Below are 14354 nucleotides of genomic sequence, written 5' to 3' on the forward strand. Positions count from 1 at the left end.
CATGTCGGACCTAAGTCCTATCTCAACCACCAGATGTGATCGGGCACGGCTGCGTGCACGGCTTTTTCTGGCGTGGATACCCGCGTGCACGGCTTCGCGCAACGCGCTACGAGTGGTTGTTCTCTGCTCTCCCAAAACCGCCGCGCCCTCAGGCGATATGGCATTGATCCTTAACAGGGTGACGGAACCGGCGCTCTCGCCGTTACGGCCGCGCCGAACGCGGCGGCAATCACGGCGCCAACACCGGCGCATTGCAAAACGCTCAAGCTCTCGTGCAGGAAGAGAAACCCGGTCAGCGCGGCGCCTGCGGGTTCCAGGCAGACGATCATGCCATAGACTTTCGCCGGCATTCTGGCGAGCACCATCATCTCCAGCCAGAAGGGCAGCGCGCTGGAGAACAGCCCGACGACGACCGCGGCCGCCATGACATGCGAGTCGGTGAGATAAGGTTCGGCTGCGGTGAAGCCAAAAGGCAGCGCGACGAGCGCGGCGATCGCCATGCCATAGGCCGAGGTGCGGGCGCCAAGCTCGGCGCCGGCCTTCTGCGCACAGATGATATAGAGCCCCCAGCAGGCGCCGGCGGCAAGCGCAAGCAGCACGCCGATCGGATCGAGCCCGCGGCTGATATCGGCGAACGGCGAGAGCAGCACGATGCCGGCGACCGCAAGCACCACCCAGACGAGGTCGAGAAGGCGCCGCGAGCCGAGTGTGGCGACAAAAAGCGGGCCGGTGAATTCGAGCGCCACGCAGATGCCCAGCGGAATGCGCTCGAGCGCGGCATAGAAGAGCAGGTTCATCACCGAAACGGTGACGCCATAGACGGCGAGCCAAGGCAGACCCTTTCGTGTCGGCAGCACTTTCCATGGCCTGAGCACTGCCGCCAGCATCAGCGCGCCGATGAGGAGTCTCAGCATTGTTGTGCCGTCCGGCCCGAGGACCGGAAACAGGCCCTTGGCGAAGGCCGCGCCAACCTGCACCGAAAGGATGGCACCAAGCAGGCCGAGGACGGGCAAGGCTCCCAGCTGCGCCTGCGGTTTTGCACTCGGCGTCGACGTCACTTCTCCTCCACCCCCCGCGCCCCGGTCCGAGGCGGCGATAGAGACTGGCGTTGCCCCTGTCGTGAGGCAACGGGGGACCGGATGCTGGGACAGGCCTTTCAAGTCTCGCAACTGGATTGCTGCGCCGCACAAGACTTTGAAATTCAATATACTTTTCACAACGCGATTTGAATAGTCTTTGGCTAAATGGAGCGTTACTGTCAATATCGCCAAAACACCCGCTACGGTTGTCGCAATGCGTCACAGCATCCGTAGCGATAAATACTTCAAAAATCAGACCAACCGACCATCACCATATAGGACCATAGGCCAAACTTCCCAAGTCAACTGTCGTCTGCAACCCTCCAAATCACAGCTTTATTTCAAACTCGTAAGCATTGTGTGTTGCGCCGCAACATAAGCGGAGACAGATGTTAACCAACATGGGCAGTGGAGGATGCCGCTACGTTGAGCCGAATGGGCATTCCGCTGACAGCCAAGGACGGCACTCTCGCCCCGGACGGAGATTCGTCGACAGGCGGAGTCGGCGTGCTTTGCAGGTCCAGCGCAGGATCTTACGACGGAGCCTGGGGGCCCCGCCAATGACAGGTCAGCGCGACATCCAGCTTGATGCAGTGCGAGCTGTAGCCGTCACGCTGGTGCTTTACGCGCATTTCCTTGCGCCGAACGGCACCTCCTTCCTCGGCCATCTCGGCGTGCGGCTGTTCTTCGTGCTCTCCGGCTTCCTGATCACCCGGCTTTTGCTTGACGCGCGTGACGGCAACGCATTCGCTTCCGGGCCGGCCCTGCGCGCCTTCTATGCAAGGCGCGTGATCCGAATTTTTCCGCCTTATTTCGCGGTGCTGGCCCTGGTCTGGCTCACCAATCTGGAACAGTCCAGCTCGTCGCTTGCCTGGCATGCGCTTTATCTCTCGAACTTCTGGTATGCGCTGCGCAACGACTGGAACCCCTGGCTGCTCTGCCATTTCTGGAGCCTCAGCATCGAGGAGCAGTTCTATCTCGCTTGGCCGCTGATCGTGCTTCTGGCGCCGCGCCGGCGTATCGAGGCGATCACGATCGGCGTCATCCTCTTCTCGTTCGCGTACCGCTTCTACTGGCCGCTCACCGCCAACCCGGCGCTCGCCCGGGACCTGTTGCCGCCGGCCTCTATGGACGCGCTTGGCTGCGGCGCCCTACTTGCCGTTCGCCGCGCCAGGGGCGCCGATGTGCCGCGCTGGATGCGGCTCGGCTGGCCGGCTTTCGCGGTCGTTTTCCTGCTCGTCGTCTGGTCCGATCCAGGACCGGCGAACTCGGGATGGGAGTGGGCGCACTGGGCGCTGGTGCAGGTGCTGCCGCTGGTGCCGCTGGTGGCGATTGTCGCCGCCTGCTCCAACGGCCTCGGCGGCAGGCTCGGCAAGCTGGCCGAACTGCCGCCGCTGCTTTTCCTCGGCCGCATCAGCTACGGCGTCTATCTCTACCACCCGATCCTTCTCGCCTACGCCGTCAAGGCGCAGCCCTGGATCCCGCTCAACGTGTCGGAGCAAGGGCCTGGCCGCTTCGTTGTCGCAGGCGCCGCCACGCTGCTTGCCGCCTCTCTCTCCTGGGCGCTGTTCGAAAAGCCGCTCAACGGTCTCAAGCGCTATTTCCCCTATGTCGCGCGGCCGCGCGCGGGCATGGCGGGCGAGACAAGTTGGGTCGGCCCGCCGGCCGGGGTATCCGCGCTGGACCTGCAGCAAACCGAGGCGCGACGATGATGGCAAGCGCCACTCCCCTCATCTCCGTGCTGCTGCCGGTCTACAATGCCGAGCCCTATGTCGGCGCTGCAATCCAATCGATCCTGCGGCAGGATTACAGCCGGCTCGAGATCATCGCCATCGACGACGGTTCGACCGACCGGTCGCTGGAGATCCTCGACCGCTGCCGCAAGGCGGACAGCCGCGTATCCATTGTTTCGCGCGAGAATCGCGGTCTCGTAGCCAGCCTCAATGAGGGGTTGGCGAGCGCGCAAGGCGAGCTCGTCGCGCGCATGGACGCCGACGACTTCGCCTATCCCTGGCGGCTGTCGCGCCAGGCGGCGCTGTTTGCAACGCGTCCCGAGATCGGCTTCTGCGGCTCGATCGTCGACATGCTGGTGCGTGGGCGTATCGCGTCCGGCAGGCTCGACCCGGTGTTCCGCCTCGACCTTGCCGTGCTCGCGAAATTCTTCACGATCTTCATGCACCCGACCGTGGTCTACAACCGCCGGGTGATCGGCGAGGCCGACCTTGATTACGACGCCGCCTACCGGCATGCCGAGGATTTCGACCTCTTCCGCCGGCTCGCCGACCGTTATCCGGCGGCCCTGATGGAGGAGAGCCTGCTGGTCTACCGCGTGCATTCCGGCAGCGTGACCAGCCGGCATGTGAAGGAGATGCGGCGCACGCATCTCCGGATCGTCGGCGAAAACCTCGAGCGCGAAGGTCTGACAGACGATACCAAGGACCTGCGCGCCATCGGCGATCAAGTTTCCGTCGCGACGGTGGCCGGGGCGGCGGCCTTCATTCGCGCGCTGGAAGAGCGGATTGCCGCGCTGCCCGCGGCGGTGCGCCCGAGCTTCGAGGCCGGTGCGCTCAACCTCTTCTATTTCCTCTACCAGCTCGTCAACGACGAGGAGCAACCCGCGCTGACGCATGAGCTTTTGACGCTTTCCGCGAAATGGAACGCGATCCGCCGCCGCGAGCAATATGCGTTGCGCCCCGGGGCCTGGGCACCGTGGCTCAGCCAGGCTTCGATGTGGGCCGGCAAGCAGGCCGACAGGCTCGCCTACCGCTTCAAATCCACGCCGGCGGCATCGGTGCTGGCGCCTTACAGGATGGAGGCGGCATGAGCAGCTTTGGCCGCGTCCACTCGCCGGCGGTGGAAATCGGCGAAAGCCGGCGCGACAGCCAATCTCCCCTCACAAGCAGGGAGGTCAGCAGCCTCAGCGCTGAGCCCTCTCCATGAACGACGCGCGCCATCCCCTGCCGCGGCACCCGGCCCTGCCCGCGCCTCCCTGGCCCAGGCAGCGGCCGCAGGTCTCCTTCATCGTCTGCACGCGTGACCGCGCGGCGGTGCTTGAAGCCTGCATCGATTCGATCCGTGCCGCCTGTCTTGCGCATCCCGCCTTCGCCGCCGAACTGGTGGTGGTCGACAACGGCTCGCGCGACGGCACGGCGGAATATCTTTCCCGGATCGCCGCGAGCTCCGACATTCCACTTACGGCGATCTCAGAGCCGCGGCCCGGGCTGGCGGCGGCGCGCAATGCGGGGCTGGCGCGGGCGCGCGGGCACGTGCTGGTCTTCAACGACGACGACTGCAGGCTCGACCGCAACTACCTCGCCGACCTCCAACGGCATTATGCAAGCGGTGAGAAATGGCTGATCCGCGGCGGCCGCGTCGAACTCGGCGATGCGCGCGACCTGCCCTTCACCATCAAGCGCTGCGACGAGCGCCAGCGGCTGACGCCCGCCGTGCATCCGGGCGGCTTCGTGCTCGGCTGCAACATGACCATGCATCGCGACGTCGCCGCTCGCATCGGCCCCTTCGACGAACGCTTCGGCGCCGGCGGGCCGCTGCGCTCGGCGGAAGACACCGACTACCTGGTGCGCGCCATGCTCGCCGGCATGGCGGTGGAATATGTGCCCGACATGACGATCTTCCATCACCACGGCCGGCGTGGCCGCAAGGCGATCGATCGGCTGCACCGCGACTATCATTTCGGCAATGGCGCGCTGTGTCTCAAGCATTTCCGCCGCGCGCCATGGCTGCTTCGCCATTTCTATTGGGCGGCGCGTGCCGCCACGCGCGAGCTGATCGGCGGCCCGCGCTTCGACCAGGATCTCAGGCTCTCGCACTGGCCGATCGTTTTGATGAACCTCGCGGGCGCGGCGAAATTCATGACGCTCGTGCTGGCGGGGCGGCCCGATTGGCAGCCGCGGCACGCCCAGGAAGCCGCCGAGGCCAGGACGGAGGCCGGCGCGCCATGAGCGGGCACCCGACTCTGGCGATGCTGCGGCGGGCGCTCGGCCGCCGTCAGCTCGGCCTGCTGCCCGCCGTCGTCGCGCTCGGGCTTGCCAGTGCTGCGCTCGAAGGCTTCGGCATCGGGCTGATCATCCCGCTGCTCGGCATCATCATGGGACATGGCGAGGCGACCGGCATGGCTGGCCTCTCCGCCCTGCTGCAGAAGGTCGGCGCCGGGCTGGGCGAGCGCGAGCGGCTGATCGCGATTTCGGCCGCGATCCTCGGCTCGATCCTGCTCAAGAACCTGCTTGCCTTCGCCAATGCGGTGCTGACCGCGCATATCTACGGCAAGGCCGGCCAGTCGATCCGCGGCGCGCTCGCCGAACGCCTGCTCAGTGTCGGCTATCCGTTCTTCCTGAAGGAGAGCCCAGGGCGGCTGCTCAACATCATCTCCAACGAATCCTGGCGGGCGTCGGACGCCATGCAGGGGATGCTGGGCGCGATCGTCAGCGCCTCGGCGGCGGTTATACTGCTTGCCTTCCTGCTGCTCTTATCCTGGCAGATGACGCTGCTGGTGATGCTGGGGCTGGCGCTGGTGCAAGCGGCACATATGGCGCTGTCGGCGCATCTCAGGGCGCCGAGCCGCAGCGTCGCGGCCCGCAACAGCGCTTTAGCCTCGCAGATGCTGCACCTGGTGCATGCCGGCCGTCTCATCCGGATCTTCGGCCAGGAGGCGCGCGAGAAGGCCGCCTTCGAGAAGGCGTCGGACAGCGTGCGGCGGGCGGCCTTCACGCTTTCCAGCCGCCAGGGCGCGCTGGCGCCGCTCACCGAAGTGCTGCACGCGGTGCTGTTCCTGGCGGTGGTGATCGGTGCCTGGCTTGCTGGCCTGAGCTTCCCGTTGGTCGCCGCCTTCCTCATCCTGCTTTACCGCCTGCAGCCGCATGTGCGCGCGCTGCAGATGACCTGGAGCCAGCTGCAGGGGCTTTCCGGCTCGCTGGAGGAGGTGAGCTGGCTGCTCGACCCCGAGGGCAAGCCCGTGCCGCCCACGGGCAGCCGCCCGTTCGCGGGACTCGGCGAGAAGATCGCCTTCGAGGGCGTCAGCTTCAGCTATGCCAATGAGGAGCAGCGCGCGGCGGTGCTGCATGCGGCGAGCTTCGACATCGTGAGCGGCCGCTCGACGGCGCTGATCGGCCGCTCCGGCGCCGGCAAGACGACCATCGTCAACCTGCTCTGCCGCTTCGTCGAGCCCGATGGCGGCCGCATCCTCGTCGACGGCGCGCCGCTCGGCGAGATCGACCCGGCCGAATGGCGGGCCCACATCGCTTTGGCCAGCCAGGAGCTGGAGCTGGTCGACGGCACCATCCTCGACAACATCACCTACGGCAAGGACACGGCCAGCGCGGAAGAGGCGCGCCGGGCGGCGATGCTCGCCGAGGCGCATGGCTTCATCGAGACGCTGCCGCAGGCCTACCAGACGGTGGTCGGCTATCGCGGCGTCAACTTGTCGGCCGGGCAAAGGCAGCGCATCGCGCTGGCGCGAGCGCTGCTGCGCGACCCCGACATTTTGATCCTCGACGAAGCCACAAATGCGGTGGACGGGCTCTCGGAAGCGGCAATCGTGGAAACGCTGAAATCGCGCGCCGGCCGCCGCACCACGATCGTCATCAGCCATCACCACTCGACCATCGCGTTCTGCGACGACCTGGTGATCCTGGAGCATGGGCGGGTGAAGAAGCAGGCGCCGTTCGCGGAACTGGCGGCGCGCAGCATGGATGAGCTGTACCAGCCGGAGTGAGGGCTTTCTTTGCGAGGGAAGTGGCGAAGGTTGGCGCGAGACACCCCCCTCTGCCCTGCCGGGCATCTCCCCCGCAAGGGGGGAGATTGGCAGCTCCGGCTGCCGCGCTCTTCCTGCTCCGTCGGAAGTTGGCGAAAGCGGCGACGACATCTGATCTCCCCCTTGCGGGCCCTTGCGGGGGAGATGTCCGGCAGGACAGAGGGGGTGCTGTCCCGCCGGCTCTAAACCAGCTTCACCCCGCCATCGCCAGTGGCGCGGCGCTCTTGTTGGGGATCTGAATGTCGATCTCCAGCGTCGACATGGTGGCGCCGCGATCCATCGAGACCTGGAGATAGTCCTGGTCGATCTGCACATGCTTGGCAATGACGGCCATGATCTCCTCGCGCAGGATGGAGACGAGGTCTGGCTGGCCACGGCTCTGGCGTTCATAGGCGAGCAGCAGCTGCAGCCGCTCGCGCGCCACAGGCGCACTGGTGCGCCGCTTGAAGAGGTCGAGAATGCTCATGCCGCCCTCCTTCCGAGAAGCCGTTCGAGGAAACCCTTGCGCTCGAAGGGGACGACCACCGGCAGGTCCTCGCCTTCCAGGCGCCGTGCCGCTTCGAGGTAAGCCTTGGCGGCGATGTTGATCGGCTCGCTGAGCGTCACCGGCGCGCCGAGGTTGGAGGCCCTGAGCACATCCTGGCTTTCCGGGATGATGCCGAGCAGCGGCGTCGAAAGTATCTCCAGCACGTCGTCGATCGACAGCATCTCGCCGCGCGAGGCGCGCGCCGCGTCATAGCGCGTGACCAGCACGTGCTTCTGGATTAGCTCGCCCTGCTCGGCCTTCATCGTGCGGGCGTCGAGCAGGCCGATGATCCGGTCGGAGTCGCGCACCGAGCTCACTTCCGGGTTGGTGACGATGACCGCCTCGTCGGCGAAGCGCATGGCAAGCTGAGCGCCGCGCTCGATGCCGGCCGGGCTGTCGCAGAAGACATAGTCGAACACCGAGCGCAGCCGGGCGATGACTTCGGCCACACCCTCCTCGGTCAGCGCGTCCTTGTCGCGCGTCTGCGAGGCCGGCAGCAGATAGAGCGTCTCCAGCCGCTTGTCGCGGATCAGCGCCTGCGACAGTTTTGCGGTGCCCTGGATAACGTTGACGAGGTCGAACACCACGCGGCGCTCGGCGCCCATGATGAGGTCGAGATTGCGCAGGCCGACGTCGAAATCGACCAGCGCAACCTTCTTGCCGGTCTTGGCCACGGCAGCGCCGAGCGCGGCCGTCGAGGTTGTCTTGCCGACGCCCCCCTTGCCTGAGGTGACCACGACTACCTTGCCCATATATCCAGCCTCCGTTGGCGATTTTTATTCTCTGGCCGTGCCGGGCACGGCGGACTCATGAAGGACAATGGCACTCGAAACCGGTCCGAAGCTTGCGGCCAAAGACTCAGCCGAGCGGCACCACGCACAGCGCATCGTTTTCGAGGAAGGCCTGCACCGCCTTGCCGCGCGAAACGCCTTCCATCTCCTCGGCCGTGGTGTACCAGCCGTCGACGGCGAGCAGCTCGGCCTCATTCTTGCGGCAGAAGATGCGCGCCGATGTGTTGCCTTCCGAGCCGGCGATCGCCCGGCCGCGCAGCGTGCCGTAGACATGGATCGAGCCGCCGGCGACGATTTCCGAGCCGGACGCGACCGAGCCCAGCACGATGACGTCGCCATGCGGATGAAAGACCGACTGCCCCGAGCGGATCGGCGCCTTGATCATCAGCGTGCCGGCGGAAGGCTCGTGCCGTGCCGGTACAGCACCCTGCCCCGACCCGGCCGGTTCCGACTTGGCTGCTTCGGCGGCTCGCGCGTTCTGCGCATCGAGCTTCGCCAGTTCATCCTGCGGCGCCCTCATTTGCCCCGGCTGCACGTCCTCGACCGTAGCCGTCTCGACCGTGATCTCTTCCGCCTTCGCCTTGCGCGCGGCCCTGCCCAGCAACCCCTCGGCGGTCGCCTCCTTGGCGCCGGCGAGCAGCGGCGGCAAATCGGGGCCGAGCTCGGCGCCCTCGAGCTCGATCGCATAGACGCGGATGCCGCGCCGGGCGAGCGTGCCGACAAGTGCAGCGATCTCCTCCGGGCCCGGCTTCAAAGTGTTGAGATCCAGCACTACCGGGCGGCCGTTGAAATAGCCCGGCGAGTTGCCGATCCAGTGATCGAGCCCCTCCAGCCACTCGTCGATCGGCGCCTCCGGCGTCAGCGTGAAAGCGACGAAGGAGCGGGCGCGGAAGCGGATGGATTTGTTGTGCAAAGGGGCGGCGAAGGTCACGGCCAGACGAATCCTTACTCAATGGTTAAAGGGTGCCGGGCGAATGGTTAACAAAAGGTTAATTTTGCGGGTGGCGGCCGCTGAGGAACTGGCGCGGCTAAGTTTTGTGGCGGGGTGGTCACAGTGCCTGCCCCCGTGTCTAACCAGCACACAATTCGACACGAGGCGTGAGCTGGTAGGAGATGCTCAGCGGGGCTAGCGGGCCAACAATCTGCTCGGCATTTCGGAGCTTGTCGGCGGCGGATGAATATCTGTATTTCGGCGCTTTCATCGGCGCCGGGCGGAAGCCCGCTATAGGAGTCGGGCGGCTCAGGCGCAATTAGTCGCCCGGAAGCTTTCAGGACAACGGCCTTCGATAATATTATTTCGCATCGCCTTGTCGCCGCTGCGGTTAAGCGCTATGTTTTTCAAATCGAACTTGTTGAACGAACGTTGTTTCTGCGCCTTGGCGCCCTGACGATCTTCCCTCTCAATTTCGAAGACTGCGACGTTTGGCACGCAGCCAGGCGGCGATGATTTGCGTCGATTTGAAAGGAAAATCGTATGACTACTGGAACCGTGAAGTTTTTCAACGCCACGAAAGGCTTCGGCTTCATCGAGCAGGGCAATGGGCAGCCGGACGTGTTCGTCCACATCTCCGCCGTCGAGCGCGCCGGAATGCGCTCGCTAGCGGAGGGCCAGAAGGTGAGCTTCGACATCGTGAAGAACCAGCGGAACGGCAAAAGCTCGGCGGAGAATATCCAGGCGGGCTGATGCCGTGCATCCATGGCCTTTGACCGCGGATGTACCGGCATTGGCCTTGGAGCACTTTGATCTTGCGGATGTCTTCGTCCCGAAACCGGCTCCCGATTTCGGGCAACATGTTTTGGGGTTTTACGCATGTCTTCCCCTAACCGGTTTCCGATTTCGGGAGATATGCTTTGAAGGTCGGGCTTGCCCGGCCTTCTTCATTTCAAATTGCGAGGTAGACCATGGCCGAAACCAGTGTGTTCAAGCCGAAGGGCGACGCCAAGAGCGAAGCCACCACGAAGACGGCGCGCACGATAATCGAGGGCGAAGCGGCAGCGCGGCAGGCAAAGACGGAACGGCTCCGCGCGGCCAGGCTCGCCCGCGGGCCGGTTGAAGCGGAGCCAAAGAAGAAGCCGGCAAGGCGAAAATAGCGACAGAGGTCTCCGGGGAAGTCCCACTTCTCCCGACGCGATTCGGCTCGAGTTCTCGCGGCTGGGGATCGCCGATCCAATGCCCTCCAGCCGAACTATCCCAAAGGCCGGATGGCCGGGCCGTTGAGGACAGCTCCGTCCGGCGCGAATTGCGAGCCGTGGCAGGGGCAATCCCAGCATTGCTCGGTCGAATTCCAGTGCACGATGCAGCCGAGATGCGTGCAACTGGCCGAATGCCGGTGCAGCTTGCCGTCGCGATCGCGGCACACGGCGAACTTGCTCAAGCCGTCCTGAAGTATGCCGCCTTCGCCGGGCTCGAGGGCGTCGGCCGACTTGACCTCACCGGGCAGCAAATAGCCGGCAAGGTTCTTCACCGTCGTAAGGTTCTCATTGACGTAATGCGCGAGCGCGGCGGGCGGCGTCCGGTCGGGGGCGTAGACGGCTTCCCAGGAGTTCGATCCGCCCACGATCAGATCGCGGATGAGCAGTCCGGCCAAGGCGCCATGCGTCATGCCCTGGCCGGAGTCGCCGGTGGCGATGAAGACGTTGCCGTTGCCGGGGCTGCGGCCGATGAAGCCGCAATAGTCGATCGTTTCGAGGACCTGGCCGGACCATCGCGCTCGTTCTCCGCCAAGACCGGGCACCAATGCCCTGATCCAGGCTTCGAGCGCGACAAAGCGCGCCGCGCCGTCATCCGCTTCGCCCGATTTGTGATCGCGGCCGCCGGCTATGAGACAGTCCGTCTTGCCGGGGCCGGGATTGAGGCGGACATAATAATAGGGATCGTCCATATCCCAGTAGAGCGCATCCGGGAGGGTTCCCCTGGCAATGTCGAAAGCCATTGCATAGGTGCGGTAAGGCGCCATCTTGCTGTGGATCTTGACCCAGGTGTTGATCGGGGAATTGGTGGCAAACACTGCGTTCGAAGCCGTTACGGTGGAGCCGCCGTCGCATTTCAGGCGAACCTTGTCCCCCTCCTCGATTTCGGTGACGGCGCTGTCAGCGAATGCCTTGCCGCCTCGTTTCTCGAAATCGGCCAGCAGCGCGCGCAAATATTTCAGCGGGTGGAAGGTCGCCTGGTCTGGATAGCGCAGGATGGGCGCCGATTCATGGCCCTTGAGCGGCACACCCTTGCCATGCTCAGCTTCGGCGCCGATCTTTGCCGCAGCCGCATACTCCTTGTTGCATTCTCTGGCGGCCTCTTTCTCGTCCATCCATGCGGCCGGGAACAGGAAGCCGTCCAGCCGGCGGAAATCGCAGTCGATCTCCAGCGTGGCGACATGGCGTTCGATGCGGTCGACGGCGGCCTGCTGGCTTTCCTGGAATCCGCGCGCCAGAGCCTCGCCGCGCATGTCGATCAGCGCGCTCAAGCCGTCGTCGCAGATGGGTGCCAGATGGGCGGTCGTGCGCGATGTCATGCCGCCGAGCAAGGGGCCGCGATCCACGAGCACCACCCTGCGTCCCGCCAAGGCCAGTTCGTAGGCGATGGAAACGCCGGCGATGCCGGCGCCGATGACGGCTACGTCACAATGCTCATCCTGCTCGACGCGAGGCGCGTTGGGCAAGCTGGTGTCGAGTGTCCAAAAAGATCTGGTCGCTTCGCTGCTGACGTTCATTGCCTGCCTCGTCGAAACGAAATCAGATGCCCGCGCCGAATGCTGCTCGGCGCGGGTTGCAGATCATCGTGACCGGCTCCACCCTAACGGCTAGGTGCTCTTGAGCGTTCCGTTCATCCCGTTCGGGTAAAAGCCGCCCTTGCTCACACCCGACTGATCGGTCAGATAGACGATGCGCAGCACCTCCTGCGGCGTCCTTGTGAAGGCAATCGCATCCGGCGTCGAAGGAACGACGTTGGCCTTGCCGTCGACCTGAATGCCCTGGTCTTTGTCCTCGTTCCCATCGATCTTGTCGCGTGCGTCGGAAACCGCATTCGCGGCCTTCCAGGCCTTTTCGCCCATGCGATAGAGCGACGACCGCGCCATTCCCATGTGATAGGCCTCGACCGCGAGAATTCCAGCCGCGGCAGCGAGGAATTCCTTGTTCTTCAGGACAGTCGCCGCACCGGCGTAGGCCGTCACACCGACGTCCTCGAACAGCATACCGCCGAGCACGAAATTCATCTGATTGCCAAACGCATCGAAATCGTCGCCGAGGCCGGCCGCCTTGGCGACCGCGGCAAAGCCGGCATCGAAATCGATCGCCGGCCGGTCCACCGCGTTCGACGCCAGCGTCTTGCGATAGAACCTGACATGGGCAAGTTCGTTTTCCGCGACCTCGCGCATGAATTCACCGAGCGCGGGCGTATCGAAGGCAACCTTTTTGCCGCCGACGACGTCGCCGGGTTTGGAACCGATGTCCGAGTCCTCGATGCCCTTTCCCGTGGTGCCGCGGAGGTAATATTCGGCCTCCATATATTCCAGGTTGAGCGCGAAGCGAAAAATGTCTTCGTCTTTTATGTCGTCCTGCGCGGCAGCAGACGAAGTCGAAGCAACGCCGGCCGCTGAAGCAAGGGTCGCTCCAAGACCGATTTGCAGTGCCCGGCGGCGACAAACATGAAGTGAAGGCGTGACAGCGGTCATAGCTTCCTCCCGAAGCCCGCCTGTCAACCGGTTTGGCCTCAATGAGCGGGCCAGCCGCCAAACTTCGCAGAAGGCAGAATGTTCCTGAAAGCAGCCGATATGGCTTTGTCTCGGCGAAGTCTGTGCGACCGTAAAACGGGCCGGTCGCGGTTTTGCGCAGCCAATGGCTCGAGCCCTGTCGCCCAGGTCGGCGCCGGGCTTGCAGGCAGGGCGGCGACGGGCGCCTCGCCGCGACCTCCGGGCCATGAACAAGGCCCAGGAGATCGCCTGCCGCGCTCGGCTTCGCGCTCCAGCCTGACGAGAGCTCAAGCCGCCAGCTCCACCTCACGGGCTGCGACGATCATGACGCCGGCGAGCAGGCCGTAGGCGGCTTGCCAGGCCTCGCGGACCTGAGGCGTGAAGGCCTCGCCCAGGCCCGCCTCCAGCGTCTCGATCAGCGCGTGGCCGACGATCGGATAATGATGCTCCTCGACGCCATAGCCGACATGGCGCCTGGCGAGATCCTGCACGGCGGGCAGGATGGTCTCGGCGCGGGAAAGGCCATGCACGACGAAGCCCAGCGCCGCCATCAGCTTGGCGCCCTGCCTGCTCATGTCCGTTGCGCGAAACAGCCCCTTGAGGCTGGCGTCGATGGCAAACAGCTTCTCGTAGAACAAGGCCGCGGCCGCCTCCTTGATCGGCACGACCTCGCGAAAACTGTCCTGCACAAGCCTGATCTGGTCGGGTGTCATCGGCGTGCTCCTCCGCATTTGCTAGGCTGCAAACATCCGGCGCGAGCGTTTCGCTGGCATGCCGGTTGTGGAGCGGGTGTGTTTCAGGCGTGTGTTGGGCGGGTATCGTGTTGCGGAAACTCCACCTCGGCTGCCATCAGCCGCTTCGCCGCATCCGCCGCGGCGCTGCAATAGCTCTGGTCGCCGTGGATCAGGATCATCACCATGGCGCCCTCGATCAGCAGGAATAGCTCGCGGGCCCGCTCCTTCGGCGACGGCACCTTCGCTTCGGCGAGCAGCATTTCCAGATGACGCTCCATCAGCGCCTTGTGCTGGCGCGCGATCACGCGCGCGGGGTGGCCGGACAGGTCGGCAAGCTCGATCGCCAGCCGGGTGAAGCCGGAGCCCGCCCAGCGCGGCTTGGACGACCACTTGACCAGCCCCTCGAAAAGCTTGTCGATCAGCACGTCCGCGCCGCCCGAAAACTCGATGCCGTAATTCTGGAAGTCGGCGAATGTACGCTCATGCTGCGAAGCGAGCACGGCGGTCAAGAGCGCGTCCTTGCTGTCGAAATGATAGTAGAGCGTGCGCTTGGTGACGCCGGCGGCATCGGCGATCTCGTCCATGCCAACGCGGAAAAAGCCCCGGCGGCGAAACAGCTTGTAAGCCGCCTGGAGGATCTCGGGCCTGGTCTCGTCGGACGCTCTGGGCATGGGGCGCGCTGCCGTTGCCGTAAGTATACTCGCTAGTGAATTTACATCAGCGGCCACGCGACCTTCAATAATCAGCATTCGCTAATATTTTATGG

General features: G+C 64.8%; 14 protein-coding genes. 6 read left to right on the forward strand and 8 right to left on the reverse strand.

What is annotated here, in order from left to right; translation table 11 throughout:
- Positions 1-170: 170 nt before the first annotated feature.
- On the reverse strand, positions 171-1058 hold the full coding sequence (locus tag CK222_RS19825; RefSeq protein WP_095801508.1) for a DMT family transporter: 888 nt from the start codon (positions 1056-1058) through the stop codon (positions 171-173).
- 581 nt (positions 1059-1639) lie between these two features.
- Here CK222_RS19825 and CK222_RS19830 point away from each other — a divergent pair.
- From CK222_RS19830 to CK222_RS19845, 4 genes are all read left to right on the forward strand, one after another.
- Positions 1640-2791 (forward strand): acyltransferase, encoded by a 1152-nt coding sequence (locus tag CK222_RS19830; RefSeq protein WP_095801509.1) that lies wholly within the window; start codon positions 1640-1642, stop codon positions 2789-2791.
- On the forward strand, positions 2788-3903 hold the full coding sequence (locus tag CK222_RS19835; protein WP_245433104.1) for a glycosyltransferase: 1116 nt from the start codon (positions 2788-2790) through the stop codon (positions 3901-3903). The genes CK222_RS19830 and CK222_RS19835 overlap by 4 nt, the downstream gene beginning before the upstream one ends.
- 112 nt (positions 3904-4015) lie before the next feature.
- On the forward strand, positions 4016-5041 hold the full coding sequence (locus CK222_RS19840; RefSeq protein ID WP_095801510.1) for a glycosyltransferase: 1026 nt from the start codon (positions 4016-4018) through the stop codon (positions 5039-5041).
- Positions 5038-6810: an ABC transporter ATP-binding protein gene (locus tag CK222_RS19845; protein WP_245433106.1), complete on the forward strand. Its 1773-nt coding sequence runs from the start codon at positions 5038-5040 to the stop codon at positions 6808-6810. The genes CK222_RS19840 and CK222_RS19845 overlap by 4 nt, the downstream gene beginning before the upstream one ends.
- A gap of 232 nt (positions 6811-7042) precedes the next feature.
- On the opposite strand, the gene minE is transcribed toward CK222_RS19845, so the two are convergent.
- The 3 genes from minE to minC all read right to left on the reverse strand — a co-directional run bounded on the left by minE (position 7043) and on the right by minC (position 9097).
- On the reverse strand, positions 7043-7315 hold the full coding sequence (gene minE / locus CK222_RS19855; protein ID WP_042638296.1) for a cell division topological specificity factor MinE: 273 nt from the start codon (positions 7313-7315) through the stop codon (positions 7043-7045).
- A complete protein-coding gene (gene minD, locus CK222_RS19860) occupies positions 7312-8127 on the reverse strand; it encodes a septum site-determining protein MinD (RefSeq protein ID WP_095783344.1) in 816 nt (271 codons plus the stop codon). The genes minE and minD overlap by 4 nt, the downstream gene beginning before the upstream one ends.
- A 106-nt stretch (positions 8128-8233) precedes the next feature.
- Positions 8234-9097 carry a septum site-determining protein MinC gene (gene minC / locus CK222_RS19865; protein ID WP_066992899.1) on the reverse strand — a complete coding sequence of 288 codons (864 nt, stop codon included), beginning with the start codon at positions 9095-9097 and terminating at the stop codon, positions 8234-8236.
- A 543-nt stretch (positions 9098-9640) separates the two neighbouring features.
- On the opposite strand from minC, the gene CK222_RS19870 reads away from it, so the two are divergent.
- Positions 9641-9850, forward strand: a complete 210-nt coding sequence (locus tag CK222_RS19870) for a cold-shock protein (RefSeq protein WP_066992896.1) — start codon at positions 9641-9643, stop codon at positions 9848-9850.
- Between the two features lie 218 nt (positions 9851-10068).
- Entirely contained in the window at positions 10069-10257 is a 189-nt protein-coding gene (locus tag CK222_RS19875; protein ID WP_066992893.1) for a hypothetical protein, read from the forward strand.
- A 95-nt stretch (positions 10258-10352) separates the two neighbouring features.
- Here CK222_RS19875 and CK222_RS19880 read toward each other — a convergent pair whose 3' ends face one another.
- From CK222_RS19880 to CK222_RS19895, 4 genes are all read right to left on the reverse strand, one after another.
- Positions 10353-11873: an FAD-dependent oxidoreductase gene (locus CK222_RS19880; protein WP_095801512.1), complete on the reverse strand. Its 1521-nt coding sequence runs from the start codon at positions 11871-11873 to the stop codon at positions 10353-10355.
- A 90-nt stretch (positions 11874-11963) separates the two neighbouring features.
- A complete protein-coding gene (locus CK222_RS19885) occupies positions 11964-12836 on the reverse strand; it encodes a ferritin-like domain-containing protein (protein WP_095801513.1) in 873 nt (290 codons plus the stop codon).
- Between the two features lie 305 nt (positions 12837-13141).
- Positions 13142-13567 carry a globin family protein gene (locus CK222_RS19890; protein WP_095801514.1) on the reverse strand — a complete coding sequence of 142 codons (426 nt, stop codon included), beginning with the start codon at positions 13565-13567 and terminating at the stop codon, positions 13142-13144.
- Between the two features lie 83 nt (positions 13568-13650).
- Positions 13651-14259 (reverse strand): TetR/AcrR family transcriptional regulator, encoded by a 609-nt coding sequence (locus CK222_RS19895; protein ID WP_164746757.1) that lies wholly within the window; start codon positions 14257-14259, stop codon positions 13651-13653.
- Positions 14260-14354 lie beyond the last annotated feature (95 nt).

The organism is Mesorhizobium sp. WSM3866 (assembly GCF_002294795.1).
In the GTDB taxonomy this organism is placed as follows: Bacteria; Pseudomonadota; Alphaproteobacteria; order Rhizobiales; family Rhizobiaceae; genus Mesorhizobium.

What these genes read in the sequence shown, in the direction of transcription:
- CK222_RS19880 (WP_095801512.1), bottom strand. Translation starts at nt 11,873, where the DNA reads ATGAACGTCAGCAGCGAAGCGACCAGATCTTTTTGGACACTCGACACC.
- CK222_RS19885 (WP_095801513.1), bottom strand. Translation starts at nt 12,836, where the DNA reads ATGACCGCTGTCACGCCTTCACTTCATGTTTGTCGCCGCCGGGCACTG.
- CK222_RS19890 (WP_095801514.1), bottom strand. Translation starts at nt 13,567, where the DNA reads ATGACACCCGACCAGATCAGGCTTGTGCAGGACAGTTTTCGCGAGGTC.
- CK222_RS19835 (WP_245433104.1), top strand. Translation starts at nt 2,788, where the DNA reads ATGATGGCAAGCGCCACTCCCCTCATCTCCGTGCTGCTGCCGGTCTAC.
- CK222_RS19870 (WP_066992896.1), top strand. Translation starts at nt 9,641, where the DNA reads ATGACTACTGGAACCGTGAAGTTTTTCAACGCCACGAAAGGCTTCGGC.
- CK222_RS19875 (WP_066992893.1), top strand. Translation starts at nt 10,069, where the DNA reads ATGGCCGAAACCAGTGTGTTCAAGCCGAAGGGCGACGCCAAGAGCGAA.
- CK222_RS19895 (WP_164746757.1), bottom strand. Translation starts at nt 14,259, where the DNA reads ATGCCCAGAGCGTCCGACGAGACCAGGCCCGAGATCCTCCAGGCGGCT.
- CK222_RS19840 (WP_095801510.1), top strand. Translation starts at nt 4,016, where the DNA reads ATGAACGACGCGCGCCATCCCCTGCCGCGGCACCCGGCCCTGCCCGCG.
- CK222_RS19830 (WP_095801509.1), top strand. Translation starts at nt 1,640, where the DNA reads ATGACAGGTCAGCGCGACATCCAGCTTGATGCAGTGCGAGCTGTAGCC.
- CK222_RS19845 (WP_245433106.1), top strand. Translation starts at nt 5,038, where the DNA reads ATGAGCGGGCACCCGACTCTGGCGATGCTGCGGCGGGCGCTCGGCCGC.
- minE (WP_042638296.1), bottom strand. Translation starts at nt 7,315, where the DNA reads ATGAGCATTCTCGACCTCTTCAAGCGGCGCACCAGTGCGCCTGTGGCG.
- minD (WP_095783344.1), bottom strand. Translation starts at nt 8,127, where the DNA reads ATGGGCAAGGTAGTCGTGGTCACCTCAGGCAAGGGGGGCGTCGGCAAG.